The 26,168-nt window shown below is 60.7% G+C and carries 23 protein-coding genes and 2 pseudogenes; 12 read left to right on the plus strand and 13 right to left on the minus strand.

Annotated elements, in window-relative coordinates; all coding sequences use genetic code 11:
- Positions 1-154: 154 nt before the first annotated feature.
- Positions 155-382, plus strand: a complete 228-nt coding sequence (locus tag N6L27_RS13750; protein ID WP_039184301.1) for a WGR domain-containing protein — start codon at positions 155-157, stop codon at positions 380-382.
- A gap of 72 nt (positions 383-454) precedes the next feature.
- Here N6L27_RS13750 and N6L27_RS13755 read toward each other — a convergent pair whose 3' ends face one another.
- Positions 455-1,654 (minus strand): hydantoinase/carbamoylase family amidase, encoded by a 1,200-nt coding sequence (locus tag N6L27_RS13755; RefSeq protein WP_271907848.1) that lies wholly within the window; start codon positions 1,652-1,654, stop codon positions 455-457.
- Positions 1,655-1,797: 143 nt separating this feature from the next.
- On the opposite strand from N6L27_RS13755, the gene N6L27_RS13760 reads away from it, so the two are divergent.
- From N6L27_RS13760 to N6L27_RS13780, 5 genes are read left to right on the plus strand one after another with little or no spacing between them, the layout of a single operon-like run.
- Complete coding sequence (locus N6L27_RS13760; RefSeq protein WP_271907849.1) at positions 1,798-2,448, plus strand: histidine phosphatase family protein; 651 nt, start codon at positions 1,798-1,800, stop codon at positions 2,446-2,448.
- 21 nt (positions 2,449-2,469) lie between these two features.
- Positions 2,470-3,084, plus strand: coding sequence for a glutathione S-transferase family protein (locus N6L27_RS13765; RefSeq protein ID WP_271907851.1), 615 nt, complete (start codon positions 2,470-2,472; stop codon positions 3,082-3,084).
- A gap of 11 nt (positions 3,085-3,095) precedes the next feature.
- The gene (locus N6L27_RS13770; RefSeq protein ID WP_271907853.1) at positions 3,096-4,148 is read left to right on the plus strand and encodes a saccharopine dehydrogenase; all 1,053 of its coding nucleotides are present in this window, start codon (positions 3,096-3,098) and stop codon (positions 4,146-4,148) included.
- On the plus strand, positions 4,145-4,411 hold the full coding sequence (locus N6L27_RS13775) for a SemiSWEET family sugar transporter (protein WP_271907854.1): 267 nt from the start codon (positions 4,145-4,147) through the stop codon (positions 4,409-4,411). Before N6L27_RS13770 ends, N6L27_RS13775 begins: the two co-directional genes overlap by 4 nt.
- Positions 4,408-5,550, plus strand: coding sequence for a saccharopine dehydrogenase family protein (locus N6L27_RS13780; protein WP_271907855.1), 1,143 nt, complete (start codon positions 4,408-4,410; stop codon positions 5,548-5,550). The genes N6L27_RS13775 and N6L27_RS13780 overlap by 4 nt, the downstream gene beginning before the upstream one ends.
- Before the next feature lie 70 nt (positions 5,551-5,620).
- Here the strand turns inward: N6L27_RS13780 and N6L27_RS13785 are convergent, their stop codons facing one another.
- The 4 genes from N6L27_RS13785 to mutL form a co-directional block, all read right to left on the minus strand.
- Positions 5,621-5,944: a DUF3775 domain-containing protein gene (locus tag N6L27_RS13785; protein ID WP_271907857.1), complete on the minus strand. Its 324-nt coding sequence runs from the start codon at positions 5,942-5,944 to the stop codon at positions 5,621-5,623.
- A gap of 87 nt (positions 5,945-6,031) precedes the next feature.
- Positions 6,032-7,336, minus strand: a complete 1,305-nt coding sequence (locus N6L27_RS13790) for an adenylate/guanylate cyclase domain-containing protein (protein ID WP_271907859.1) — start codon at positions 7,334-7,336, stop codon at positions 6,032-6,034.
- The gene (locus N6L27_RS13795) at positions 7,337-8,719 is read right to left on the minus strand and encodes a DNA recombination protein RmuC (protein WP_271907861.1); all 1,383 of its coding nucleotides are present in this window, start codon (positions 8,717-8,719) and stop codon (positions 7,337-7,339) included.
- Positions 8,720-8,750: 31 nt separating this feature from the next.
- Positions 8,751-10,709: a DNA mismatch repair endonuclease MutL gene (mutL, locus tag N6L27_RS13800; RefSeq protein WP_271907863.1), complete on the minus strand. Its 1,959-nt coding sequence runs from the start codon at positions 10,707-10,709 to the stop codon at positions 8,751-8,753.
- Positions 10,710-10,953: 244 nt separating this feature from the next.
- On the opposite strand from mutL, the gene deoC reads away from it, so the two are divergent.
- Positions 10,954-11,943: a deoxyribose-phosphate aldolase gene (deoC, locus tag N6L27_RS13805; RefSeq protein ID WP_271907865.1), complete on the plus strand. Its 990-nt coding sequence runs from the start codon at positions 10,954-10,956 to the stop codon at positions 11,941-11,943.
- An 11-nt stretch (positions 11,944-11,954) separates the two neighbouring features.
- A complete protein-coding gene (locus N6L27_RS13810) occupies positions 11,955-14,291 on the plus strand; it encodes an aldehyde dehydrogenase family protein (protein ID WP_271907866.1) in 2,337 nt (778 codons plus the stop codon).
- A gap of 165 nt (positions 14,292-14,456) precedes the next feature.
- On the opposite strand, the pseudogene N6L27_RS13815 reads toward N6L27_RS13810, so the two are convergent.
- Together N6L27_RS13815 and N6L27_RS13820 are read right to left on the minus strand one after the other, a co-directional pair.
- A pseudogene (locus tag N6L27_RS13815) lies at positions 14,457-15,339 on the minus strand (IS5 family transposase).
- A gap of 394 nt (positions 15,340-15,733) precedes the next feature.
- The gene (locus N6L27_RS13820; protein ID WP_271907868.1) at positions 15,734-16,036 is read right to left on the minus strand and encodes a hypothetical protein; all 303 of its coding nucleotides are present in this window, start codon (positions 16,034-16,036) and stop codon (positions 15,734-15,736) included.
- A 213-nt stretch (positions 16,037-16,249) separates the two neighbouring features.
- Between N6L27_RS13820 and N6L27_RS13825 the strand changes: the two genes are divergently transcribed.
- The 3 genes from N6L27_RS13825 (at position 16,250) to N6L27_RS13835 (ending at position 18,172) form a co-directional block, all read left to right on the plus strand.
- On the plus strand, positions 16,250-16,609 hold the full coding sequence (locus N6L27_RS13825) for a helix-turn-helix domain-containing protein (RefSeq protein WP_271907870.1): 360 nt from the start codon (positions 16,250-16,252) through the stop codon (positions 16,607-16,609).
- A 218-nt stretch (positions 16,610-16,827) separates the two neighbouring features.
- On the plus strand, positions 16,828-17,445 hold the full coding sequence (locus N6L27_RS13830) for a helix-turn-helix transcriptional regulator (protein WP_271907871.1): 618 nt from the start codon (positions 16,828-16,830) through the stop codon (positions 17,443-17,445).
- Positions 17,446-17,506: 61 nt separating this feature from the next.
- The gene (locus N6L27_RS13835; RefSeq protein WP_271907872.1) at positions 17,507-18,172 is read left to right on the plus strand and encodes an acyl-homoserine-lactone synthase; all 666 of its coding nucleotides are present in this window, start codon (positions 17,507-17,509) and stop codon (positions 18,170-18,172) included.
- 230 nt (positions 18,173-18,402) lie between these two features.
- Here N6L27_RS13835 and N6L27_RS13840 read toward each other — a convergent pair whose 3' ends face one another.
- From N6L27_RS13840 to N6L27_RS13855, 4 genes and pseudogenes are all read right to left on the minus strand, one after another.
- Positions 18,403-19,620, minus strand: coding sequence for a multidrug effflux MFS transporter (locus tag N6L27_RS13840; RefSeq protein WP_271907874.1), 1,218 nt, complete (start codon positions 19,618-19,620; stop codon positions 18,403-18,405).
- Positions 19,621-19,886: 266 nt separating this feature from the next.
- Positions 19,887-20,007 (minus strand): annotated as a pseudogene (locus N6L27_RS13845) (IS3 family transposase); the annotation flags it as partial.
- A gap of 625 nt (positions 20,008-20,632) precedes the next feature.
- The gene (gene gyrB, locus N6L27_RS13850) at positions 20,633-23,050 is read right to left on the minus strand and encodes a DNA topoisomerase (ATP-hydrolyzing) subunit B (protein WP_271907876.1); all 2,418 of its coding nucleotides are present in this window, start codon (positions 23,048-23,050) and stop codon (positions 20,633-20,635) included.
- 93 nt (positions 23,051-23,143) lie between these two features.
- Positions 23,144-23,734, minus strand: a complete 591-nt coding sequence (locus N6L27_RS13855) for an NAD(P)H-dependent oxidoreductase (protein WP_271907877.1) — start codon at positions 23,732-23,734, stop codon at positions 23,144-23,146.
- 107 nt (positions 23,735-23,841) lie between these two features.
- On the opposite strand from N6L27_RS13855, the gene N6L27_RS13860 reads away from it, so the two are divergent.
- Entirely contained in the window at positions 23,842-24,435 is a 594-nt protein-coding gene (locus N6L27_RS13860; protein WP_271907878.1) for a TetR/AcrR family transcriptional regulator, read from the plus strand.
- Here N6L27_RS13860 and N6L27_RS13865 read toward each other — a convergent pair.
- Positions 24,432-25,052: a LysE family translocator gene (locus N6L27_RS13865; RefSeq protein ID WP_271907879.1), complete on the minus strand. Its 621-nt coding sequence runs from the start codon at positions 25,050-25,052 to the stop codon at positions 24,432-24,434. The two genes, N6L27_RS13860 and N6L27_RS13865, sit on opposite strands and share 4 nt — an antisense overlap.
- The gene (gene recF / locus N6L27_RS13870; protein WP_271907881.1) at positions 25,049-26,146 is read right to left on the minus strand and encodes a DNA replication/repair protein RecF; all 1,098 of its coding nucleotides are present in this window, start codon (positions 26,144-26,146) and stop codon (positions 25,049-25,051) included. The genes N6L27_RS13865 and recF overlap by 4 nt, the downstream gene beginning before the upstream one ends.
- Positions 26,147-26,168: the final 22 nt, after the last annotated feature.

Below are 26,168 nucleotides of genomic sequence, written 5' to 3' on the forward strand. Positions count from 1 at the left end.
GGCAGAATGGCTGCCGCTATGCGCTGCATTCCTTCTCAAAGACGGCAGGAGCGGAAAAAGAGTGCAACGCTATTCCAGGCGAACGGAGTCAATGCCTTCTTGAGATCCCATAGAGATTCTTGCCCGGGCGAATCACTTGGCATAGAATCAGCCCATGGCCACCTGTCTGCTCTACCGCCAAGCCCCCTCGCGCCCATCACGGTTCTACCGCATTGAACTGGCGATGAACCTGTTTTCCGAAGTTTCTGTACTGCGGGAATGGGGCGTGGCCGGCGGCAATGGGCAAAGCGTGATCAATATCTACGGCAACCTGCGCGAGGCCTCGCTGGCAGCCGACAGGCACCGCAACCGGATGATCAAGCGCGGCTACGGCCGGGCCTGACCCGCGCCGCGCCAGCGGCACCCGGCCCAACTGGGGCGGGCCTCCGGCAGGAGGACCGGAACAGGCGGGAGTTCACCCCGCCAGGGACCGGGCAGCGCGGTCCAGCACCTGCAGACCCAGCACCAGATCCGCCTCGTCGGTGTCCTCGTCAAAGGCATGGCTGATGCCGCCAATTGAAGGGACAAATAACATTCCTGCAGGCATCACCGTTGCCAGATTGGCCGCATCATGCAGTGCGCCAGAGGGCATCTTCTGCCATTTCCCCGGTGCCAGATCCTCCGAAGCCTTGACCAGCTGCGCCTGCAACCGCGCATCCATCGCAGCTGGCTCTACGCCCATCACGGGACCAAGCTCTGCCTTTACACCGTGACTGGCAGATATCTCTAGCGCTGTTTCCTTAATGATAGCCTCCATCCGTGCCAGCCGGTCTGCATCCGCATCCCGCCACTGCATGGAAAGCACCACCCGCCCCGGCACCACGGAGGACGCATTGGGATGCACTGCCACATGGCCGATGGTCCAGACCGTGGCAGGCGTAACCACATCTGCAAATCGGCTGTTTAGAGCCGCATTGAATGAAGACAACGCCTGAAACGCATCACGGCGCAGATGCATCGGCGTGGTCCCTGCGTGGTTCTGCCTGCCTTCAAAACTGATCCGCATATCCCGGATGCCGACGATATCCGTCACCACACCGATCCCCAGACCGGTTTCTTCCAGATAAGGCCCCTGCTCGATATGCATCTCCAGAAACCCGGTAAATCTGTCATGCTGCAGGAAATCCCCAGCCAGATCCGCCATCCGGCCGCGCATGTCCCCAAGCGTGTAGCCCTGATTGTCGGCGAAACCGTCTGCCTCCGCCAGTGTCAGCTTGCCGGCCCAGACGTCTGAGCCGGTCAGCACCCCGAACCGCCCCTCCTCATCCTGAAAGCTGACGCAGGAGATGGGCGGCCCGCCGTCCTCTTTGCTTGCCCGGGCAATTTCCAGTCCAGCGATCACGCCCAGCGCGCCATCCAGCCAGCCGCCTTCGGGCTGGCTGTCACTATGCGATCCCAGCAGCAGACTCTTCGCGTCCGCCAATCCGAACAGATTGCCGAGCGGGTCGAAATGAGGCTCTAAACCGGCATTTTTCATCCGTTCCGCCAGCCAATTGCGCGCCGCGATGTCGGCATCCGAGTAGGCTTGCCGCACCACTCCCTTGCCCGCACCTGACGCGCCAAAGCTGCGCAGCTGGTGCAGGTCATCGAGAAATCGCTGAGGGTTAAGCGGCATGTCAGCTCTCCAATCCTGCAGATGCACACTGCGCCATGTCTTTCAAACCCGCAATGAAATTAGAAAGCACAGCTTCAAGCCACCCTTCCCTCTGCCCGGAACCTCCCCTAAGACTCCCCCGGTAACAACGGAGCCGCCCGCCCATGTCCCACATCACGCTGATACGCCACGGCCAGGCCAACACCCAGGCCCGCGACGAGGCCAGCTACGACCGGCTCAGCGATCTGGGCCATCAGCAGGCGGCCTGGCTGGGAGACCATCTGCGGGCCAGCGGCAGCCATCATCCGCGGGTCTATTGCGGCACGCTGACCCGGCATATCGAAACCGCAGCCTCAATGGGCTTTGCGGAACCTGTTCAGGACGCGCGGCTGAATGAGATGGAATATTTCACACTTGCCGAGGCAATGCGCGATCAGCACGGCCTGCCGATCCCGGAAGAGCGTGAGGGGTTTGTCGAGCATCTGCCTAAAGTGTTTGCAGCCTGGGCTTCCGGCGACATTGCCATGCCTTACGAAAGCTGGGAACAGTTTGAGACCCGTACCCGGCAGGCGCTGGAAGAGATCGCGTCAGGCGACGGCCCGGCGCTGGTGGTGACCTCCGGCGGGCTGATCTCAATGGCGCTGCGGCAGGCGATGGGGCTGGACACCGCGGGCATGGCCCGGATTGCCCTGGCGGTGATGAACACCTCCATGCACAGGCTGTTCCCCATCGGCGGCCACTGGAGCCCGGTTTTGTTCAACGCTGTGCCGCACCTGGAAACGCCGGACCGGCATTTTGCCCAGACACATCTCTGAGACTTAAACGGGAGGGACGACATGCAGCTCTACTATGCCCCCAATACCATCTCGGTGGCCGTCGCCATCGCGCTTGAGGAAGCCGGAATAGACTATGAGGCAGTGAAGATCGACTTTGCCGCCAAGGAACAGACCGGTGCGGCTTACGCCCAGATCAACCCCAAAGGCCGGGTGCCGGCGCTGGCGGTCGAGGGTGGCATCCTGACAGAAACCGGCGCGCTGCTGGAATACATCGCTGACATGGCACCGGACGCGGGCTTGCGCCCGCAAGACCCGGTGCTGCTGGCCCGTATGCGCGAGGTGATGTTCTACCTCGCCTCAACCATGCATGTGAACCACGCCCACCGCCTGCGCGGCGCCCGCTGGGCCAAGGAGCGGACCAGCTGGAAAGACATGCAGAAGATGGTGCCGCAAACCATGGCGGCCTCCTGCGAATACATCAGCCAGTTTGGCCTGCGAGGACCGTTTGTCCTAGGGGACGAGGTCAGCCTCGCCGATTGCTACCTTTACGTGGTTTGCACGTGGCTGGAAGGTGACGGGGTGAACGTGGCAGACTTCCCGAAAATCCAGAACTTCATGACGGCAATGGAACAGCGTGCATCCGTGCGCGCGGTCCATGCCAAGGGAATGCTTTGAAGGACATGACAATGACGCATCTGTGGGTACGGGCCGAGCAGCGCCCCAACGAAGACCGGGTGGGCCTGACCCCCGAAGGCGCCAAGGCGCTGCTGGCCGCGGGCATCAAGGTCACGGTCGAAGCAAGCTCTGTCCGGGCAATCCCGCTGCAGGGCTATGTCGATGCGGGCTGCGAGATTGCACCGGAGAACTCCTGGCCCGGCGCGCCTGCGGACGCGATCATCTTCGGTCTGAAGGAACTGCCCGAGGATGGCACCCCGCTGCCGCACCGCCACATTATGTTCGGCCATGCCTTCAAGGGCCAGCACTCCGGCAAGGCGCTCTTGGAGCGGTTCAAGGCCGGCGGCGGCACGCTTTACGATCTGGAGTACCTCGTCGATGAAACAGGCCGCCGGGTCGCCGCCTTTGGCTATTGGGCAGGATATGCCGGTGCCGCAGTGACCCTGAAAACCTGGGCGGCCCAGCAGCGCGACGAACTGTGCGGCCCGGTTGGTGTTTATCCCGGTAAGGACGCGCTGCTCTTGGATCTGGGCGCAGAGCTGGATGGGCTGAATATGGACCGCCCCACCGCCATCGTGATCGGCGCGCTTGGCCGGGTCGGCACCGGTGCTGCCGACCTCTGCGAGGCAATGGGAGTCGCCGTCACCAAATGGGACATAGCCGAAACCGCAAACGGCGGCCCATTCCCGGAGATCCTGGACCATGACCTGTTCCTGAACTGCATCTTCGCCCGCCCCGGCACACCGGTTTTTGTCCCACGTGAAGCATTGGCCGCGGACCGCAAGCTCACTGCCATCGGCGACGTCGCTTGCGATCCGGACAGCGACTACAACCCGGTGCCGGTCTATGACCGCGCGACCACCTGGGAAGCACCCGCCCTGCGCGTTGCCGAAAATCCGGTGCTGGACGTGATGGCGATCGACAACCTGCCGTCGATGCTGCCGGTGGAAAGCTCGGAGGACTACGCGGCTCAGCTGCTGCACTCGCTGCTGACCCTGACCGATCCGGAGAGCGGCGTCTGGGGCCGGGCCAAGGCCACCTTCCAGGAGCATCTGCCCGAATGACTGCGACCTACATCGGATTTCTGGCAGCCCTTCTCGGCACTATCTGCTGGCTCCCGCAAGCCTGGAAAGCCTGGGCAACGCGCGACACGGCTGGCCTGTCGCTGCCTGCAAACCTGATGTTTCTCGGAACCGTCAGCCTGTGGCTGATCTATGGTTTGCTGGTGGGTGATGCGCCCATCATCCTTGCCAATGCCTGCTCCATCGTCATCGTTCTGGCGATCATCGGGGCGATCCTGAAATTCAAGAAAGGGACTGACATATGACTATTCACTGGTGCGGCACCGGCCTGTCGGCAATCCCCGGCCTGCGCCGCCTGCTGGAAGCGGGCCACGACGTGGCGGTGTGGAACCGGACCACCGACAAGGCCCGCGAGGCCGTGGGCGACCTGACCACCAACATTCACGCCTTCAGCATCTCCAACCTGGGCCAGATGCTCAGCCCCAAGGACGTCATTGTCTCGATGCTGCCGGGCGACTGGCATGTGCCGCTGGCGGAACTGGCAATAGAGCACGGCGCGCATTTTGTCTCCTCCTCCTACATCGCGCCGGAAATGCGCGCGCTGGACCAGAAGGCCAAGGATGCAGGCGTCTGCCTGATCAACGAGGTGGGGCTGGATCCCGGCATCGACCACCTGATGGCGCATGCGCTGGTCGCAGACTACAAGGCCTCCGGTGCCTTTGACCCTGAAAACGAGATCAGCTTCATCTCCTACTGCGGCGGCATCCCCAAGATCCCGAACGCGTTCCGCTACAAATTCAGCTGGTCGCCCTTGGGCGTGCTGAAGGCGCTGCGTTCGCCGTCAAAGTCGATCCGCGACTTCAAGGAGCTGGATGTTGCACGTCCCTGGGATGCGATTTCCTCTTATGAGGCACCGCTGCCCGCGCCAGAGAGCTTCGAGGTCTACCCGAACCGCGACTCCATCCCCTTCATGTCCCAGTACGAGTTCGGCGACGACTGGAAGGTGAAGGAATTCGTCCGCGGCACCCTGCGCCTCAACGGCTGGGCCGATGCCTGGGCGGATGTGTTCAAAGAGGTCGAAACCCTTTCCGGCCCCGAAGGCGACGCCCGGCTCAAGGAAATGTCTGACCAATTCTGGGCCGAAAACGCCTATGACGAAGGCGAGCCGGACCGGGTGGTACTGTGTGTCGGCCTGAAAGCCGAAAAGGATGGCATTGAAGTCTGGCACAAGACCTATGTGATGGATGCTTGGGGCGACGCGCGCGGCACCGCCATGGCGCGCCTGGTGTCCTATCCGGTCTCCTTTGCCATCGAGGCCGCGATGAACGGCAAGATCGCCGCAGGTGTCCATGCCGCACCCAGCGATCCTGTTCTGGTCGAAAAATGGATGTCGGAGATCGGCAAGCTGGCCCAGCACCTTGAGATCGTCGACAGCAAGGCCTGATCGAGGGCTGAAATCAAAAGAGGGCGCCGGATTGCGGCGCCCTTTCGCATTTTGAAACAATACTGCCGGATCAGCGGCCGATCACATCATTCTCGACATCGTTGACGTCGATGCCCAGGGCCTCCAGCCCGGCCTCCAGATTGTCGGCCAAATGCGGTGTGCCAAGAAGGTAATCCGCTGTCGGTGTAGTGGCTTCCTGACGCGCGGTATAGATAGCCTCCGCCAGTTCCTCCGGTTCGAAACTGCCGCGCCCAACCCACATGATGCCAACCAGTTCCGCTTGCTGGTCCTCGCTCATCCTGTCGATGAAGGCGCGCAGCTCGCCCTCAGCGCGGCCCAGCTCCCGGGCCATCATCGCCACCTGTGCCACCTTTCGGACTGAGATCTCCAGCATTGCTCCATTCCTTCTGTTCGCAGCCTCAGCATATCAAACCGCAGGCGAAACGCCCAAGTCTTTGATCTGAGGCAAATGGATCAGCTGCTACTCTTGCGCCTTCCCGAAAAGCGCGAGTCCCTTACTGCGCCCGCGCAAGACCTCCGCCGGCAGCGAAATCCAGCCCTCACGCGCGGGCTCTGCCCCAGCTGCTAGCAGCAAGTCCGCGGAGGCAACCACCTGCATTCCTTGCATCTTGGTCAGCTGCTCCAGCCGCGCCGCCGTGTTCACAGTGTCGCCAAAGACGGAATACTCCAGCCGGTTTTGCGTGCCGGTCACGCCTGAGAACACCTCTCCCCAGTGCACGCCGACCCCGACGCCCAAACCCGTATCCCCGGCCTGTTCCCGTGCCCGGCGCCAGTCATTCATTTGCGCCGCCAGCCCCTCAGCGCACTCCAGCGCCCGGGCCGCTGCGCGCTCGCCTTCGAACAGGACCATCGCGGCATCGCCGATGTATTTGTCGATCAGACCGCCGGTCCGTGCCGCTACATCTTCCACCCGCGTCCTGAATTCCGTGATCAGGCGGCTCACCTCCTGCGGCTCGCGGCCCTCGCACCAGCTGGTGAAACCACGGATATCGATAAACAGGATTGCCATTTTCTGCTGTCGGCCTTCTTGCAGCGCCTCCAGCCCGCCGCCAGCCAGCCGGCCAGCCAGCTGCGCTGGCAGGTAACGGGTCAGGTTTGCCTTCTGGCGGGCTTCCTCAATGGAGCGGTGCAACAGCGCACGCATCCGCACAGCGGCCACCACCAGTACACCGCCAGCCAGACACAGCATCACCAAGCGAATGAAGTTTGGCGGCGAGTCCAGGGTCAGTCTGATCCGCCCGGCCAGATCTGGCGCAGCTTCAGGCGGCTGCCACAGGATCATCCACGCGAACCCCGTTCCAATCAGCACCAGCATTAAAGCAAGCCGCAGCGGGTTAAGCCGAAGCACACCGAAGGCCAGCACGACCGGAGCCATCCACACAGCCGGCATGGCAAACAGCGCACCACCGGGCACGCCGGTGTTTACCAGTGACAGGAACGTATTCAGCAACAAAAAGGCGCAATCCGCGAATACCGCCGGCCAGATCATCCAGGGCTTGAACAGCTGTTTCCCAATTGCCCAGTAGATCAGCCCCCCGACTGCCAGATAGGACAGCATGGTCGCAGCAGCCAGTCCGACCTGCCGCCGCAAATGCGGCTCTTCGATCACCCGCACCGCTTCTACGGCCAGCAGCATCGCCAGCATCAGGCCCAGCGCCACAGCAATCCGCAAGAGCGCAACGATGCGCTCCGCTTCAACCTCCGCTGCGCTCAGCAGGGCCGACTCCTGCGGCCTCAGCGCACTCAATGCCGGCAGCAGCTGCATCTACTCTTCCGCCAGAAGCGCAATCTGGCGCGGCTCGACTTCCACCTGGCCGGGGTCTTCGGGTTCGGCGCCTTTGGCGACTACTCCCATCGCTTCGAACCTGCGGGCCGACGGCAGCACCCGGGCTTCCAGCGAGCCCACAGCCTTGTTATAGTTATTCACCGAGGATGACAGCGATCGCCCGACTGAGGCCAGGTTCTTGGAGAAAGTCGCCAGCCGGTCATAGAGCTCCTTGGCGGTTTTCTGCACTTCAACCGCGTTTTCCGCCATCTTCTCCTGCTGCCAGCCATAAGCGATGGATTTTACCAAAGCCATCAGCGTGGTCGGGGTGGCGATCAGAACCTTGTTCTCAAAGGCGTATTCGATCAGCCCCGGATCCGCTTCCGCCGCTGCTGACACGAATGTCTCGCCGGGGATGAACATCACCACAAAATCCGGTGTTTCGCCCAGGGCGCTTTGATAGGATTTGGAGGCCAGCTGCCGCACATGGGTTTTCACGTGGCTGGCATGCCGCGCCAGCGCCGCCTGCTGCTGATCCGGCGTTTCCGCTTCCAGCGCATCCAGGTAGGCCTCCAGCGGAGTCTTTGCATCCACCACGATGCTCTTGCCGCCGGGAATGCGCACCACCGCGTCGGGGCGGCGCAGGCCCTCATCGGTACCCACGCTCTTCTCCAGTTCGTAGTCCACATGCTCGGCCATGCCGGCCATCTCGAACACCTGCCGCAGCTGCATCTCGCCCCAGCGGCCGCGGGTTTTCGGCGCCCGCAGGGCCTGCACCAGTTTGCGGGTTTCGCCGCCCAGCGCGGCCTGGCCCTCTGCCAGGTGCTTCACCTGTGTTTGAATCGCGCCGTAGGCCTCGTTGCGGGCCTGTTCGATTTCCTTGATCCGCTCTCCGAACTGGCCCAGCCTTTGGTCCAAAGGCTTCACAAGGTTCTCAATCGCCGCATGGCGCTTGGCCAGATCCTCGTCCGCTGTCTTGCTGTGGGCTTGGAAGCGTTCACTGACCAGGCTCAAAAAGCTTTCGGAATTCTGTTTCAGCACGCCGGAGGCCAGCGACGTAAACTTATGCTCCATCTGCTGATTCATGTGCTTCAGTTCTTCCAGCCGTGCCGCGTGCTCGGCTTTCAGCGCCTGCACCTGCGCCTCTGACTGGTAACGCGCGCTGCGCTCGTTCTCGTGCACACGGCGCAGGGTGGCCAGCTCGTCCGATAGCTCCGGAAGCCGCGCAACTTCGGCCTTCAGCCCGGCGATATGACTGCGCTGATCCGCGTTTACCTGTTCCAGCTGCCGCGCCGTCCCGCGCAGCCGAAGCCCAGCCAGCGCCAGAAGCGCGGCCAATCCAGCCAGCGCGTAGATCGCCCAATGGGCCTGTTCCAATGTCACTGCTCGTCCTCCCTTTAACGGGGGTTCTTGTTCATGTGCGCCCGAACAGGCGCTCGATATCTGCCAGTTTCAGTTCCACATAGGTCGGGCGGCCATGGTTGCACTGGCCGGAATGCGGCGTTGCCTCCATTTCCCGCAGCAGCGCGTTCATCTCCTCCCCCCGCATCCGGCGCCCCGAACGGATCGAGCCGTGGCAGGCCACCCGGCTCAGGATCGCCTCAACCCGGGCCTGAACCAGCTGGCTTTCGCCCTGAGCCGACAGCTCATCCAGGATGTCCTTGATCATCGCCTCGGCATTCACTTCGCCCAGGATTGCCGGGGTTTCCCGCACGGCAATAGCGTTGCCGCCGAACGCCTCGATGCCCAGGCCGAACTTCGCCAGCTCATCGGCCACCCCCAAAAGGCAGGCGCAGTCGTTGTCGCTGAGCTCGATGATTTCCGGGATCAGCAGCGCCTGTGCCGCGACGCCGTTTTCCGCCATCTGCCGTTTCAGCTTCTCATAGACCAGCCGCTCGTGTGCGGCGTGCTGATCAACAATCACCATGCCGTCGGCGGTCTGGGCGATGATGTAGTTTTCATGAACCTGACCGCGTGCCGCACCCAATGGCAGGGCTTCGGCCCCGGGCGCGGCTCCTTCAGGCGCATCCAAAGGCTGACCCGGGGCTATCGAAACCTCAGGAACTTCCGTAACCTGGCCGCTATAGGCACCAGCCAGCTCTGCAAATCCCGAAGACACCGGCGGCTGATAGGCGGGGGCGGGCGTGAACCCATCCGGCTGTTGCGCCGCAAAAGAGGCAGACCGCGCACCATATGAAGGCCGGTCCATCTGATAGACCCTTGGCGCGCCGCTGGCAGTGGGCTGTTCAGCCTTGATCGCCCCCAGCGTGGCACTGGCCACGGTGGTTGAGGCGCGGTGGCCGGCCTCTGCCAGCGCATGACGCAGAGCGGAAACGATCAGCCCGCGCGCCAGGCCGGGATCGCGGAACCGCACTTCGGATTTCGCTGGATGCACGTTAACGTCCACCAGCTGCGGGTCGCAATCGATGAACAGTGCCGCTGCCGGGTGCCGGTCACGGCTGAGGAAATCGAAATAGGCGGCGCGCAGCGCCCCTGTCAGCATCTTGTCTTTGACCGGCCTTGTATTCACAAACAGGAACTGTGTTACAGCCGCGCCGCGGGAATAGGTTGGCAGCGCCGCATAACCGTAAAGCCGGATGCCTTCGCGGGTGGCGTCGATTTTCAGCGCGTTTTCGGCAAAATCCCGCCCCAGAACCGAGGCAAGCCGCCCGTGCAGCGCATCGAACAGGTCGCCAGACAAGGGATCGGCGCGGAAGGTCACCCGTCCCTCGCCACCGCCAGTTTTTCCACCTGAAACATCGCGCAGGGTGAACCCCACCGAAGGCTCCGCCATCGCCAGCCGTTTTACCGTGTCCGAAATCGCCTGCGACTCGGCCCGGTCACTGCGCATGAACTTGAGACGCGCGGGCGTTGCAAAGAACAGGTCGCGCAGCTCGACAATGGTGCCCGCACGCAATGCCGCCGGCTTCACCGGCTCCAGCTTACCGCCCGACACCCGGATCTGCGCGGCCTCATGGCCCGCTGCCCGGCTGGTGATGGTCAGCCGCCCGACAGCGCCAAGCGAGGGCAGCGCCTCGCCCCGGAAGCCGAAGGTGTGGATGTTCAGCAGATCCGTGCCGTCGATCTTGGAGGTTGCATGGCGGCTCAGAGCCAGAGGCAGGTCCTCAGGCGTAATGCCGCAGCCATCGTCAGTGACCCGGATCAGCGTCTTGCCGCCATCGGCAATCTCCACCGTGATCCGCGTGGCACCGGCGTCTATTGCGTTTTCCACCAGCTCTTTCACCGCTGAGGCGGGGCGTTCCACCACCTCCCCGGCGGCAATCCGGTTGATGGCGCTGTCATCCAGCTGACGAATGACGGGACGCGCATCCGCTTGTGGTTTTTCGCTGATATGGGGGTCTGCACTGCTCATACCGCTAAATTTAGCATGTATGGGCGATTCTGCCACCGGAATGCGCAGCCGCTTTGCATCAGCAGCATTTAACAGGAAAAGCCCCCAACAAACTAAGCTCCAGCGGAATTCCGCACAGGTTCAGGCCGGGACAGCTTGATTTTTTGTCCATTCAGTCAAAAAACATGCCCGCCTGCGGGGCCGCTCGCTTGCCAATGTGCCGCACCCGTGCGATTTTCGCACGGAACTCTTCCGAGGAATTCCAATGGATAGCCAAACCGCTGAACGAAGCGCGCAGCTGCCGCAGCTGGCTGAGCCGCGCAACCCGGGCATGGATCTGGACCTGGACTGGGTCGCTGCCGTGCAGGCCAATACGTCGGCCATAGAACGCCGCTGCGCCACCCTGCCGGGCCGCCGCAGCGTCAAGAAGGACCACCAGGCCGCCTGGCTCTTGAAGGCGATCAGCCTGATCGACCTCACCACCCTGTCCGGTGACGACACCGAGGGCCGCGTCCGCCGCCTGTGCGCCAAGGCGCGCCAGCCGGTCAGTGCCGGCCTTTTGCGCAATTTGGACATGGAGGGCCTCACCACCGGTGCGGTCTGCGTCTACCACGACATGATCCCGACCGCGGTCAAGGCGCTGGAAGGCACCGGCATCCCGGTTGCCGCCGTCTCCACCGGCTTCCCGGCCGGCCTGTCCCCCTTCCACCTGCGGGTCGCGGAGATCGAGGAAAGCGTCAAGGACGGGGCCGAGGAGATCGACATCGTGATCACCCGCCGCCATGTGCTGCAGGGCAACTGGCAGGCGCTCTATGACGAGATGAAAGCCTTCCGCCAGGCCTGCGGCGATGCCCATGTGAAGGCAATCCTGGCAACCGGCGAGCTGGGCTCACTGCGAAACGTGGCGCGTGCCTCGCTGGTCTGCATGATGGCTGGCGCCGACTTCATCAAGACCTCCACCGGCAAGGAAAGCGTCAACGCCACCCTGCCCGTTTCGCTGGTGATGATCCGCGCAATCCGCGACTATTATGACCACACCGGCTACCGCGTCGGCTACAAGCCCGCGGGAGGCATTTCCAAGGCCAAGGACGCGCTGGTCTACCTGGCGCTGATGAAGGACGAGCTGGGCGACCGCTGGCTGCAGCCGGATCTGTTCCGCTTTGGCGCCTCCTCGCTGCTGAACGACATCGAGCGTCAGCTGGAACACCATGTCACCGGGGCATACTCCGCCGGCTACCGCCACGCGATGGGCTAAGGGCTGAACTCATGACCATCAAAGAGATCTTCGACACTATGGAATACGGTCCTGCCCCCGAAAGCGCTGCCGAGGCACTGGCCTGGCTGGTTGATCAGGGCAGCCGGTTCGGCCATTTCATCAACGGTGAATTCACCAGCCCGGGCGAAGGGTTCGACAGCAAGAATCCGGCGACGGGCGAGGTGCTGGCCACCCTTACCCAGGCCACGCAAGCCGATGTGGATGCAGCGGTTGAGGCCGCGCGCAAGGCGCAGGGCGGCTGGGCCGGCCTTGGCGGCGCAGGCCGCGCCAAATACCTCTATGCCATCGCACGTTTGCTGCAAAAGCACGCGCGCCTGTTCGCGGTGCTGGAAACACTGGACAACGGAAAGCCTATCCGCGAGAGCCGCGACATCGACATCCCGCTGGCACAGCGTCATTTCTACTACCACGCAGGCATGGCCCAGTTGATGGACAGCGAATTGCCTGACGCAGAGGCCCTGGGTGTCTGCGGCCAGATCATCCCTTGGAACTTCCCGCTGCTGATGCTGGCCTGGAAGATCGCCCCGGCCATCGCCATGGGCAATACCGTGGTACTGAAACCTGCGGAATACACGTCGCTGACCGCTCTCTTGTTTGCCGACATCTGCCGCCAGGCAGGCCTGCCCAAGGGCGTTGTGAACATTGTCACCGGCGATGGTGCCGCGGGGGAGATGATCACCGCCGCAGACGTGGACAAGATCGCCTTCACCGGCTCCACCTCCGTTGGCCGCCGGATCCGCGAAGCCACCGCAGGCAGCGGCAAAGCGCTGACGCTGGAGCTGGGCGGCAAGTCGCCTTATATCGTCTTTGACGACGCAGACATCGACTCCGCTATCGAAGGCTTGGTCGACGCCATCTGGTTCAACCAGGGCCAGGTCTGTTGCGCCGGTTCGCGCCTTTTGGTGCAGGAAGGCATCGCGGACCGTTTTCACGCCAAGCTGAAGGCCCGCATGGACGGGCTGCGTGTTGGCAATCCGCTGGACAAATGCATCGACGTCGGCGCCGTGGTGGACCCGGTGCAGCTGGACACTATCAGCAGCATGGTTGCGGCCAATACCGCCGGCATCATGCATCAGGCGCAGGTCGAAATGCCCGAAGGCGGCTGCTTCTACCCGCCCACGCTGATCGAGGGACTGTCCCCTGCAGATCCGCTGATGCAAGAGGAGATCTTTGGCCCGGTTCTGGTCTCCTGCACCTTCCGCACCCCTGCAGAAGCGGTGGAACTGGCCAACAACACCCGCTACGGCCTGGCGGCAACGCTTTGGACCGAAAACGTGAACCTTGCGCTCGACATGGCGCCAAAACTGACAGCCGGTGTAGTCTGGGTCAACGGCACCAACATGTTCGACGCCGCCGCCGGTTTCGGCGGCGTGCGCGAAAGCGGCTTCGGGCGCGAAGGCGGCTGGGAGGGTCTATCTGCCTATACCCGCCCGAAGTCCAAGGCCAAGCCATTAGCCAAGGTTGAGGCCTTTGCCGGCAATGGCGCCCCTGTTGACCCGCTGGACCGCACAGCCAAACTGTATGTCGGCGGCAAGCAATCGCGGCCGGATGGCGGCTACAGCCAGGCCATCCACACCAAATCCGGCGCGCTGCTGGGCCACGTGGGCCTAGCCAACCGCAAGGACGTGCGCAACGCGGTTGAGACTGCGGCGGGTGCTGGCAAATGGTCCAAAACCACAGGGCACCTACGGGCGCAGATCCTCTATTACATCGGCGAGAACCTTTCTGCCCGTGCGGATGAATTCGCGGCCCGCATTGATGCGATGACTGGCAAGAAGGGGGGCGCGGCAGAGGTCGAAGCCTCGATCCAGCGCCTGTTCTCCGCGGCTGCCTGGGCCGACAAGTACGACGGTCATGTGCATGGCGTTCCAATCCGCGGCGTGGCTCTGGCGATGAAAGAGCCGGTTGGCGTGATCGGCGCGCTCTGCGCCGATGAGGCGCCGCTGCTGGGTCTCGTCTCGGTGTTGGCACCCGCGATTGCCATGGGCAACCGGGTGGTTCTGGCGGCGTCCGAACCCTTCCCGCTGGCAGCAACCGACTTCTACCAGGTGCTGGACACATCTGACCTTCCCGGCGGCGTGGTCAACATCCTGACCGGCAACCATGCAGAACTGGCGAAACCGTTGGCCTCGCATCTGAATGTGGATGCTGTCTGGAGCTTCTCATCCTCAGATCTGTCAGCAGCGATCCAGGCGGCTTCCGCAGGCAACCTGAAGCGGACCTGGGTAAACAACGGAATCGCAATGGACTGGACGCAGGACCAAACCAAGCGCTTCCTGCAGCAAGCAACTGAGATCAAAAACATCTGGGTACCCTACGGCGAGTAAACCAGCGGGTTCAAAAACAGACCGAACGCCGCTCCAATTGGGGCGGCGTTTTTCTTTCAGACCGGCCGACCGCCCTCAAAGGCTCGTGACGTGCGGTGATCCCGCCGGACCGGCGTTGTTGCACAAATCGGATTCTGACCACAGTTCCCCTTTCCCCGGGCGGACTTATCCTACAGAAACTGTGACAGGTACCCCAAGCGCCGTGTAGCCGTTCAGTACGGCGATACGAACCTGCAGCTCGGCGACCTGGCGCTCGAAGTCTCGGGCCATCAGGGATTGGCCGAGCAGCTTGATGCAGTTCATCTTGCTTTCGACACGGCTCCGACGGTGGTAGCCGCTCCACCGCCGCCAGATGGCGCGGCCCAAGTGCTTCGAGGCGCGCAGCGCTTCGTTGCGGAAGACAGCGCCGGGACTCGTTGATTTCCAAGGTTTTGCGTTCTTGCGTGGCGGTATGACAGCGGCGGTATTTCGGGCAGCGATTGCCTCGTGGCACTTTCGGGTATCGTAAGCTCCGTCGGCGGTGACCGATGCGATGCCCTGATCCGCTTCGATCTGGTCCAGCAGTTCCGGAAGTTTGGGCCCGTCACCGTTATTGCTGACGGTGGTCTCCACGGCTCTGACCTCCAGCGTTTCCAGATGAATTCCCCTCTCAGGATCAAAAGGTCCAGCGCACCTTTCCCTCCACGGCAGGGGATGATCGCGTTCTGCTTTCACTGGCCCCCACCGGCAGATTTGCTTTGCAAATCAGCTCCCGGGCAGCCGGATAGTGCAAGGGGCTGAAATCCGGGGCCGGCCAGAACAACCGCAGGAGGCTTTCGACGAACCCAGTCGTCTGTCGCAACGGCATACCTAACAGCACCTTCATCGTCAGGCACGTCTGGATCGCCGCATCGCTGAAGCTCAGCTGCGGGCCACGCCGTCCCGCCGGCGGAGGTCTCCACACCATGTCGGGATCAGACCACACCGTCAGCGAACCGCGCCGCCTCAGCGCTTCATTGTAAGCCGACCAATTCGTGGTCTTGTATTTCGTAGGGGCCCAACTGCTCATGCCTCCCAGCTATCATGTTGGATTCATGGAGTGAATCCCTCGACGATTTGTGCAACAAGGCCGTCTAAAACACGCTTTTGAGCGATCCTAGAAAATTTTTAAGGATCACCCATAAAGCAACGCCCCGCCAATTGACTTCATAAGGGAATTTTTCGGGTACGCGCCCATAACATTGTGCGGCACTTGCGTATAGTTTTGCTCTACTTGCCCATAAGTTTGCGCGATCAGAGCGATTACCTCCCTAAGGAGTGGTGTAGACTTCGCAGAAGCAACTAGGAATCAATTTTACTCCACATATGGAGCACCAGTTGTGGCATGGCACAACCCCAAATTTTAACCAGTAATCTCTGCTGCAGCATCTATCATCGGGCTCGTCCCAGAAACACCCTGAATACTAAGAAAGCCTCGTGTTTCTGTTCGCAAGAGTCTCACTCAGAATTTCCAAAGAGCCGTCAGCTACCAATTCAGCAACAAGATCTGCGACTCGCGCTTGCGCCCTGCCTACGGAATCCGCAGCTTCGTCGACTTCATCCGCGTACTGGTCAGAATTACCTGGGTTTTGGCGGCGCGAACGCGACAGGCCCATGGAAGCAACAGCAAATGCTTCGCGGGCCTCGGCATAGTCCTTGGCTGCTGCGATCACAGCTTGTATCTGCTCAAACTGCGTTTTTCTGTAGCTAACGGTATTGGCACTCATTCAAAGAACACTCCTGGAAATTTCTGGGCAGGCCGGGTCTGTCGCGGTGCCCACCCCTTCTAACCGGCACTGCTCCAGCGAAACGGCATGATAGATGTTAAATTCTATGAACTCTACCTATAAGATTTTGTTTGTAGATATACCCCTCTACTACAATCAAGATCACGTTGCTAAAGACAGAAATATAATTCTAATTGCTAGTGAGGTAGTTCTATGTATGATGCAGGCATGACTGGACAAGATGTAAATTCGCGCCCCGCGAACGATGTAAAGGCTGAACGTTGGAGGCAGCGCCTGCGCCAGGCGCTGGACATCCGCGGCCTTGACTATGGTGAGGTCTCTGAAACTGCAGGCAACAACGCCGAATACGTCAGTAAAGTGTTGAACGGGCGCTTCAATCCCACTGTGGTACGTATCATGCGGATTTGCGAAGCGGCGAATATCGACATGGCGTATCTCTTTTCTGAAGAAACGGATTCAGTTGATCGCAGTGTTCTAAGCAAGGCGACGGAACTTACCGAGGACGACGCCAAGCTAGTCAGCCGGCTTATCAACAGCGCCCGCTCGCGCTAGCTCTATCCTTTCAATGATTTTTTTAAACAGGTGGGTTCCCTGACTTGGCCATTCCCGATTTGCGGCAGCAACTGAATGCAAGAGCGTTTCAAGGGTGGATGCGGTAATTTTGTCTCTTTGCACTTCCCTCTCCGGCCTGATGTAAATTTATCATTTGTGATACTCGCCTAAAACGATACGATGCAACCAAACTGCATACTATGCGTGTGGCACACAATATGAGAAGTGATATTCGGGGCGTTCTTTTAAGGTCATTGGATCAATTATCCGAATGCGGCTATTCAATCGGAGTCGGTTTTGACGGCGTAGAACCGGTCTTTGTTCACAGCACTTACAGCCAGCGCTGGATAGACCGATATGTCGATCAGGGTTACCTGCTGATAGATCCGACTATTCAGTTCGGGCTCAGCAGCACGGGTCAGGCAACCTGGAAGGAACTTGAACGCCTTTTCCCGTCATCCAGGGTCTTTTTTGAAGATGCCGCAAGCTATGGATTGCACCGCGGGAATACCCTGGCAATCAGCTCTGACGGGCGTGTTTCGGTTCTGAGCTGCTCCGGCCCCGAGTGGAACAAGGAGGACCTGAGGATCGCTCGCACAGCCCTGCACGCACTTCACGCACTTGAATACGAACCGTCAAACCCGGTCACGCTGACGGAACCGGTAAAGGATGTTCTCCGCCTGATGTGCGGTGGGTGCAAGGATCAGGAAATCGCAGACCGTTTGGGCGTGAAGCTGGAAACCGTCCGGGCAAGGCGAAGAACCGCCCTGCAAGCGCTTGAAGCGAAAACAAGCGCGCAGCTCATATCACAAGTGATAAAATTCAAACTGATCTGAAAGTTGAACGTTTCAAACGGCCAAGGCCGTTTCAACATGGCGCTGCAAATAGGAGAGCGCCATGCAATTACACATCTTTTCATTCGAACAACAGTCCGCCTTCAAAGCGGAATACCAAGGCTTCCTCGCGCTGCGCAAACAAAAGCTGGTAGACGAACTCGGCTGGGGATTGCAACATGACGGAACCTTCGAGCGGGATCAATACGACCGGCCGGGAGCTATCTATTCCCTTGTCATGAGGGACAGCCAGATCATTGCCGGAGCCCGCGCTGCGTCATGCGGCGATAGTGACGGATACTGGAGCTACATGCTCAAGGACGCTAGGGACGGCAAAATCCAGGGCATTCCTGGAGGGTTGCTCAGCGATTACCCTGAGACGAACCGGACTTGGGAGTGCACGCGGTTTGTAATGGACGAAACACGCGCGGACACGGCACAGCCCTCCATCGAAACCAAGCTCGTCGTCGCCGGACTATGCATGGCGGCGTTCAGCTTCGGGGCATCCGAATTGATGTCCCTGTCGCCTCGCGGCCTGGGGCTATTGCTGAAACGGTTCGGTTACAAGGTCCGGAAAGAGGCCGCCCGTTACATTTGCGATGATGACGGGCGCGAGTACCGGCCGTTTCTGATGACCTGCAATCCTGCAGTCAACCTAGACCTGGCTACTTATTACGTTTCGCCTGGATCCCTGCCTGTCGCTCCACCGCAACTACAAGGAGCTGCCTAACTCAAAATACTGGTTCAATTCCTTGCTTAATTTTTGACTGCGTGGCTTTTGGTGGACGAGTTAAATTGGCACGGGCAGCCGGATGCTTCCGGACTCGAAAGACGAATTATGCAGAAATACTCACTCCGCTCTGCAGCCATTTAAGCCCCAGATTGAATGACCGGTCAGTGCTGTTTTGCCCTATGCTTCAGGCGAGAAGGCTTGAGCACTGGCTGATGACCGGCATGGGTTCAAAGCGATGGATCGATGCTCCTTGCCGGATAGCCACCCTTCTTCTTTAGCCATGCCGCCCAAACGGCAAACGCCATTGCCAATCCCGATGTAGCCAGCATCAACATAAGCAGTGTTTGGCCTCCGTTTGTCAGTGGCACCAGGTTGCCCGTCAATGACGTCAAAACGGCACCACCAGCAACGATGAGAGCGCCGCTCAGTCCGGCAGCGCTTCCGGCGAGATCAGGTCGAACCGACATGGCACCGGCATTGCATCCGGGCATTGTAATCCCATTCCCTAAACCAACGAAGAGGGTGCTCGCAAAGAAAAACTCCGCTGACCTGATACCCGATGCGAGCAGCAGCAAACCTCCCAAAAGACCAGTGCAAGCCACAACCCGGCCCGCAATCATGATGGTTGTCGGTTCGAAGTGTTGCCCAACGCGACCGGCCAGGAAACCGCCAATTAAAAAGCCAACAGTAATGGTCCCGATGTAGAGCCCAAGTTCGGCGGTTGTGACATTGAAAGTGGACTGCGCAACGAGGGGTGCGCCCGTCAGAAAGATGTAGAATGCGCCGACGGAAAGCGTGCCGCAGAGTGCGTAGGCCCAGAAAAGGGGCTCACGGATGAGCGCCGTCGTGTCAGGCACAGGAGTGCTGGTATCTGTTGCCCTTTGAGGCCTCGTCTCTCCGAGGTCGAACCAGCAAAGCAGCAGCAATCCGAAGCCCGCTGCAGCGTAGAAGCCAAAGACGGAGCGCCACCCAAAGAAGGTGTCCAGCACCCCTCCCAGCATGGGGCCGATCATCGGGGCGATTGCCATCGCCATTCCGATATAGCCGATCAGGCTCACGGCCTCCCGCTCCGTTCTCATGTCCCGAACTATCGCGAGAGAAAGCGCATACCCGCCGATGATGCCGCCTTGGAGCATTCGACAGAACAGAAATGCCTCGATGTTCGAAGCAAAGGTGCAACCCACAGAGGCAAATGCGAAAACAAGCAAAGCCCCCAGAAGCACCCTCCGCCTGCCGGTCCGGTCTGACAAGGGACCGATGATGAGCTGGATGATCGCTGTTAAGGCCAGGTACCCAGAAACAGCCCAGCTCACAGTGCTGTAGTCAGTTTTAAGATCGACAGCGATATTGGCCAGCGAGGGTAGGAACATGTTGAGCGACATCGGCGAAAACCCCGTCAACAGGATCAATGTTATCAAATGCGGAGGTGTTCTCGTGCGGTTCATCTTGGCGATCTGATCTTTAGAAACAAAAAAGCCCCCGAGAATGTCGGGGGCGCATGGAAACGGATATGGATACGGAAAACCCTATCGGACCATGCACCTCCTGCTTACTACTACGGCGAAATTGAAGGTCATGGATTCACTCCTTTGAAAGCGAGCGTAGTCAGCTTGATCAGCGGTGACAACACATAAAGCCGCCGTTCGTTCAAGCCGCAGCATCCAGTAATTGGGGCTCGTCGTAGTCATGCGGCAGCGCGGCGATCCGTGGTGAGCCGCCCCTTCTTCGGTTGTGTTGCCGGAACCTTCCGTCCCTCTCGCCGCCACGTGCGCTCGACACGTCCGTAACTGACAGCCCCCTTCTCGTAACAGCGCCGGCACTCCCCCATAGCCTACCAAAACCCCGTGCAAGCATACGAAACCATGACTTGGAAAAGCGCAGCATAGGGTCAATAATCAATCTGTCCGGAAATCGGGACGAACTCCACCCCGGCTGGCTACGTCACACGGCAGAGTTTGCAAAAGGCGCTTCCTGCGCGAAGCGGACGCTGACCAATACCCGGGTTGCGGCTGCAGCGGACGGTAGCAGCGTCTCGCTCAGAAGCCTTCAGGCAGCCGGGCCTTGAACGCTTGCATTGCGTCGATGCTTCCCTGCTGCACCTGCGAGGGATGCTTGGCGACAGAGTACCGTTAGCGCCTCTAAGAAAGCAGCAAACAACCATGCGGAGGGGAATGTTCTATCTCTGCCGCACGAGGCTTCCTGGAGGCCCTTTAGGGCCTGTTTGCGCTTGAAGCCTTCCTGAGCCCACAGTTCACCGCGCTCATGGAGACTATAGCCACCAGAACGGCGATCATGAAAGATCCAGCAGAACAAGAAACCCTGCGATCAACCCTGACAAGAGGATTTCGCAGTTCTCAGTATCTGCCTGACCCCTAGCGTGTGTGAGAACCAAAACTATGGGCAATTTGCGTAAAAGTATGATTCTAAAACACGCCTTTGGGCGAACCTACAAAGTTTTTAGAAATCCAGGTTTTCGACGCTGAGAGCGTTCTTCTGGATAAACTCCCGGCGCGGTTCCACCACGTCCCCCATCAGCTTGGTGAACAGGTCGTCCGCCTCTACCATGTCGTCAATGCGCACCTGCAGCAGCGTCCGCGCATCCGGGTCCAAGGTGGTCTCCCACAGCTGGTCTGGATTCATTTCACCCAGACCTTTGTAACGCTGGAGGGTCAGACCCTTTTCACCTTCCTCCAGAATCGCTTTCAGCAGGCCCAGCGGCCCATGAATGATCTGGCTGCGGTCGCGGCGGACCAACTGGGCGGTGGTGCCATAGACCTCATGCAGGCTTTGGGTGAAGCTGCCGGTCTTTCGGGCTTCACCAGAGCGCAGCATAGGGCCGTCCAGAGTGCGCACTTCTTCAACCCCGCGCAGGATGCGGGCCAAGCGGATGCCATGGTCCTGAGTAATCCGGCCCTGCCAGCCGCGCTCATACTCCAGCGCGATGGCGTCCAGACGGGCCGCGACCTTGTCGGCAACGCCCTGCAGGTCGGAATCCACCGCACCGGGCACAAAGGCGCCGGCAACCGCGGCCTGCTCCAAAATGTGGCGCGGATAATGCGTCGGGAAAGCATCCAGCACGCGCTTGAGCTGGCGGGCCTCGTCCACAACGCGGGTAAGGTCGGCGCCAGCCATTTCAGACCCGTCTCCCAGTTTCAGCACTGCGCCATCCACGCCCTGATTGATAAGGTAGTCGTCAAGTGCCGCCTGGTCCTTGAGGTAAACCTCGGACTTGCCGCGCGCGACCTTATAGAGCGGCGGCTGCGCGATATAGAGGTAGCCGCCCTCGATCAGCTCCGGCATCTGCCGGTAGAAGAAAGTGAGCAACAGGGTGCGGATGTGGGCGCCGTCGACGTCGGCGTCGGTCATGATGACGATCTTGTGGTAGCGCAGCTTTTCGATGTTGAATTCATCGCGGCCGATGCCGGTGCCCAGCGCCATCACCAGGTTGCCGATCTCCTGGGAAGACAGCATCCGGTCGAAGCGTGCCCGCTCCACGTTCAGGATCTTGCCGCGTAGGGGCAGGATTGCCTGGGTCATCCGGTCCCGCCCGGTTTGAGCGGAACCGCCGGCCGAGTCACCCTCGACCAGAAAGACTTCGGTCTTGGAAGGGTCTTTCTCAGAGCAGTCCTTGAGCTTGCCGGCCAGATAGTTCACATCCATCGCGGTCTTGCGGCGGGTTAGTTCGCGCGCCTTGCGCGCAGCTTCACGGGCCAGCGCAGCCTCGACGATCTTGCCGACGATCTGCTTGGCCTCGTTGGGGTTTTCCTCAAACCACTCAGCCAGCTTTTCGCCCATCAGGCTCTCGACCACCGGACGCACCTCAGAGGACACCAGCTTGTCCTTGGTCTGGCTGGAGAATTTCGGATCCGGCACCTTGACCGACAGAACACAAGTCAGCCCTTCGCGGGCATCGTCACCGGTGAAAGAGACCTTCTCTTTCTTGGCGATGCCCGATGTCTGCGCGTAATTGTTGATGGTCCGGGTCAGCGCGCCGCGGAAGCCCGCCACATGGGTGCCGCCATCGCGCTGGGGAATGTTGTTGGTGAAGGGCAGCACCGTCTCGTGATAGCTGTCATTCCACCACATGGCGATCTCGACACCAATGTCGTCCTTTTCGCCCACAATATAAACCGGCGCGTCCATTACGGGGGTTTTGTGCCGGTCTAGGTATTTGACGAACTCCTTGACACCGCCTTCGTAGAACAGCTCTGCCGAGAGTTTCTCCGCCGGACGCTCATCCTCCAGAATGATCCGCACGCCGGAGTTCAGGAAGGCCAGCTCGCGCAGGCGCTTCTCCAGCGTTTCAAAAGAATACTCCAGGTTCGAGAAGGTATCAGTCGACGCCATGAAGCGGACTTCGGTGCCGGTCTGATCGCCGCATTCGCCGACCACTTCCAGATGCTTGACGGTATCGCCGCGCTCAAACCGGGCCACATGTTCCTTGCCGTTGCGCCAGATGCGCAGTTCCAGCCAGTCGGACAATGCGTTCACCACCGACACGCCCACGCCGTGGAGGCCGCCGGAGACTTTGTAGGAGTTGCTGTCAAACTTACCGCCGGCGTGCAGCTGGGTCATGATGACCTCGGCGGCCGACACGCCTTCCTCGGCGTGGATATCCACCGGAATACCACGGCCATTGTCGCTGACGGAGACGCTGGAATCGGCGTGAATCTTCACCGTCACATGGTCGGCGTGCCCTGCCAGCGCCTCGTCGATGCCGTTGTCCACGACCTCGTATACCATATGGTGCAGGCCTGACCCGTCATCAGTGTCCCCAATGTACATGCCGGGACGTTTTCGGACCGCCTCCAACCCTTTGAGAACCTTGATGGAATCCGCGCCATATTCTGCGGGGGCCTGCTCGTTTCCGGACATTCACATCTTCCTGTCTTTGCTTCGGGATTTTATACGAAACCTGACCGGGATTGTCACGCGCAAGCCCCCTTTTTTCATGGGCCTATCAGACGATTATGCACCCAGCGCTCCAAGTTCCGCAGCCGTGCGGAGCCAAGCTTCGCGCTCCTCGCTGCTTGACCCCTGCAAAGCGCCGAAATGACAGGTCTCAACTGGGTCAATTCCCACAAAATTCAGGATCTGGCGTTCCATCTGAACATGTGCAGCATTGTCGTAGAACTGCGCCATCAAATCGGGCGGCGTGTCTGACGCAATCAGGACCCGCCCTGACTTTCCTGTCAGAAGCGGCTTGGGCAGGCCATCTGTGACAATGCGGGGATCAAAGGTGCGGCCGGGCAGCAGGATCCGGTCGAACAGCCCCTTCAATTTACCCGGCAGGCCACCCCACCAAAGGGGAAAGGCAACGACCACATGGTCCGCCCATTCGAAATCCGAAAGAACCGCCTCAATTTGGGGCTCCAGCTTCTTTGCACCCGAGAACCCCGCCTGCCCAAAATCCGCATCGAAGTCCAGCTGCGACAGCTTATGCTGACGCACATCATGACCGGCGCTGTCAGCGGCAGATGCATAGCTGCCGCAAAGCGCCCCGGTAAAAGTATTGGCAGCCGGATGGCCGTTCAGAATCAGGATTTTCCGGGCAGACATTTCACTCTCCATTGGTTAAGTTGACCGCGGTCACTTTATTGAATCAAAAATGACCACGGTCAATTACAAAAATGACCACGGTCAAAAAATATCCGCGAGGCTGAGACATGACACGTGCACCGCAGAAACGGCGGCTGGAAACCCGGGCAAGACTGCTGGAGGTGGCAGCCGCAATCGTGCAGGAGCAGGGCTACAGCGGATTGCGGGTGGAGGATGTGGTCGCCCGCGCCGGTGTGGCCAAGGGTACATTGTTTTCGCACTTCAAGGACAAGGACGGACTGCTTGCCGTGCTGATCGGGGACGAGGTCATGCGCCTGCTGGACGGGATGGAGGCGCGCGGCGCGCCCCAGGATGCGGCTGAGCTGACCGCCAGGCTGGCGCCGCACCTGGACTACGTCGGCCAGGACCGGGTGATCTTCGATCTGTTGCTGCGCTACTCCGGCACCACGGCGGCGGAACCGGATGAGGTTGTCACCGCCGGTTTCATCCGGCAGGTCACGCTGCTGACGCGCTGGCTGCAGGTTCTGCAGACGGCAGGCCAAATTCGTCAGGATCAGCCGCCGGAACTGCTGGCAGAAGGCATTCAGGCATTCCTGAACCACGTCCTGGGCGTGTGGTTTTGCATGGAACACGATGATGAAACGCCGCCTGGCCGGGCGCTAGCGCCATACTTGCAAGCCTGGCTGCAGCCCGCCGGTTAGGTGAAGGGGATGACCAGCCCGACACAGATCAGCAGTCCACCGGAAACCAGGTTGATCCGCCGCCGGATCCGGACCGATGTCACCGCACGGCGCACCCGGTGCACCATTCCAGCCAACGCCAGATTGCCCAGCAGCGGCACCAGGAAGGAAAGGGCCACAATTGCGGCGATGTCGGTCCAGACGATTCCCGACAGGTCAAAGAACCCCGGCAGCACGCCCAAGTAGAACAGGATCGCCTTGGGATTGCCCATGATCACCGCGATACCGGCCATGAAACCAGCCCAGAGGCCGGGACGGGTCAGGGTGCGGTTTTCCTCCACCGCGTCGCCGGCGTGGCGGATCAGCAGGTATCCCATTGCCAGGAACATCCCGCAGGCCACCCAGCGCAGCACGGCCATGATGCCCTCGATTTCCGAGACTACCCAGGACATGCCGGCAACCGCGATCAACGGCCAGAAGATGTCGCCGCACGCCACTCCCAGCGCCAGCGGCCAGGCGGCCTGAAACCCGCCGGAAACCGAGCGCGCCATCAGCGCTAGCCAGACCGGGCCGGGGGTCAGAAACAGAACAAGCAAGGCACCGGCATAAAGCGCAAGGTCCCAAGGCGTAACTGTCATTTCTGCGCCACCTCCGACACACCTTCTTTCTCAGTTACTTCCAGAACCTGCGCCCGGTCTCCCAGCTCCGCAAACTGCTCCGAGCCAGTGCCGGTCATCCAGGCCTGGGTGCCAAGCGCGCAAATCTCATCATAAAGCGCAGCCCGGCGGGCAGCATCCAGATGCGCCGCGACCTCATCCAGCAGCAAGATCGGCGGCGCGCCCTCGCGCTCTGCCAGCGCCCGCGCATTGGCCAGGATCAGCGACACCAGCAGTGCTTTCTGTTCCCCGGTGGAGCAGTCCTTGGCCGGGGTGCCCTTGGCCCGGTAAGTGCCAATGAGGTCAGTGCGGTGCGGCCCCACCAAGGTGCGTCCAGCAGCCAGATCGCGAAACCGGCTTTCTTCCAGCGCCTCTTTGAAATCAGCCTCCGTGGACGGCATGCTGCCCTCTGACTGCATCAGCTCCAGCTCGGCTGCCGGAAAAGCGGTTTCAGCCCCCGCTTGCGCCTGCTGCAGCAATTCCACCGCCTGTACCCGTGCGGCGTGGACCAGATGCCCGGCTGCAGCCATTCTATCTTCCAGCACCTTGTACCAGGCCGCATCGCGGATCTGCTCCTTCAGCAGCCGGTTGCGCTCGCGCATCGCCTTTTCATAGGCCAGCGAAGCCTCCGCATGACCGGGTTCGAAACTCAGCGCGATCCGGTCCAGGAACCGCCGCCGCCCCTCGGCTGCTTCAATCCACAGCCGGTCCATTGCCGGGATCAGCCAAACCACCCGGGCCACCTGCCCCAAGGCGATCTGGCTCGCGGATTTATTGTCGATCTTCACTTGCCGGGCATTGCCGCCTTCGGACCAGGTTTCCACCTCATAGGCCTGCGACGGCGCCTGCAGCTCGCCTTTTAGCTTCCAACCCAACGCCTCTGGCTGGCGCGCCATATCAGCGGCACTGGCCCGGCGCAGTCCGCGGCCAGGAGAAAACAGTGACACCGCTTCCAGGATGTTGGTCTTGCCCGCGCCATTGTTGCCGTAAATGGCCACTGGACGCCCGTCCAAACGCAATTCCGCCCGCAAATGCGAGCGGAAATGGGACAAGGTCAAGGCGGTCAGGGCCAGCACGCGGTGCGCTCCCTTTTAATCT

Origin of the sequence: Leisingera sp. SS27 (assembly GCF_028368855.1) — a bacterium.
Classification (GTDB): Bacteria; Pseudomonadota; Alphaproteobacteria; order Rhodobacterales; family Rhodobacteraceae; genus Leisingera.